We start from the raw sequence: 1,368 nt of genomic DNA, 5'->3' as shown, positions 1-1,368 counted from the left end.
GCCTCGATGCTGGGCGCGTCGAACACATCGGTGCGGAACTCCACATGTCCGCCGATGCCCGCCGGGTCACCAGCCTCGCTCCAGCGCTCGGCGATGAAGAACGACAAGTCCATCCGGGCCACCCCGGTTTCCGCCGGCACCGGCGTGACCTGCACATCACCCAACGCCAAGTCAGGCATCGCGGCGTTGCCCTGACCGATGAAGTTCTGCCAGGCCAACACCACCTGAACCAACGGAGAATGGCTCAACGACCGTGTCGGATTGAGCCGCTCAACCAGCACCTCAAACGGCACGTCTTGATGCTCAAAAGCCGCCAAGCTGCGCTGGCGCACCAGCTCGAGCACCTCCGCAACGCTCGGATCACCATCGACCTCAACCCGCAGCACCAACGTGTTGACGAAAAACCCGATCAAGTCTTCCAAAGCCGGGTCACGGCGTCCGGCGATCGAAAAACCAACGGCTACATCGGAAGTGGCGCAGATCTTGGACAACAGCACCGCTAACGCGGCCTGCACCACCATGAAGCTGGTGGCATTCTGCTGGCGAGCCAAATCATGCACCTGCTGCTGTAATTCGGCCGGCCAGTCCACCGCCACACTGGCCCCGCGGTAATCCGCCACCGCGGGATACGGCCGATCCGTGGGCAACGCCAACCGCTCCGGCAACCCGGCCAACGCATCCTGCCAATAGGCGACCTGGGCGTTGATCCGACTATCCGGATCATCCAAATCGCCCAACTGCGCACGCTGCCACAGCGTGTAATCGATGTACTGCACCGGCAACGGCGCCCACCCCGGTGCCCTTCCTTCATGGCGGGCCAGATACGCCTCGGCGATGTCGGTGATGAACGGACGCATAGACGAGCCATCGGCGGCGATATGGTGCACCACCGCCACCAGCACATAATCCTCGTCGCCGACCCTGAAAAGCGTTGCCCGCAAAGGAATCTCGGCGGCCAGGTCAAACGTGTAGCGGACCACCTCACCGATGGCTTCCTCCAGCCGCTCGGCCGGCCAACCGACCGCATCGACCACGCGCCAACCAAAATCGGCCTGCTCGGCGGGCAGGACCACCTGCTGAGGCACACCCTCAGCGGCGACGAACACCGTGCGCAGCGCCTCGTGGCGGGCCACGACATCAGCCAGCGCTGCCCCCAACGCCTCGACATCCAGCGCGCCCCGCAGCTGCAGCGCCACCGGCATGTTGTAGACCGGCGACGGCCCCTGCAACTGTTCGAGGAACCACAACCGGCTCTGCGCAAACGACAACGGCACCACCGCCGGCCGCTCCGCAGCTGCCAACGGTGCAAAACCTGCGTCGTGTTCACCCAAACGAAGTGCCAGCTCGGCGGCGGTGGGCGCCTCGAAT

General features: G+C 64.7%; 1 protein-coding gene. It reads right to left on the bottom strand.

The window, feature by feature from the left end:
• A partial coding sequence (locus AC5Y4C_RS20940; RefSeq protein ID WP_499965274.1) for a condensation domain-containing protein occupies positions 1-1,368 on the bottom strand: 1,368 nt, incomplete at both ends.

It is taken from the genome of Mycobacterium sp. NGS35 (genome assembly GCF_059812855.1).
The sequence above is the reverse complement of the archived record's forward strand: the minus strand, read 5'-3'. Positions and strand labels throughout refer to the sequence as shown.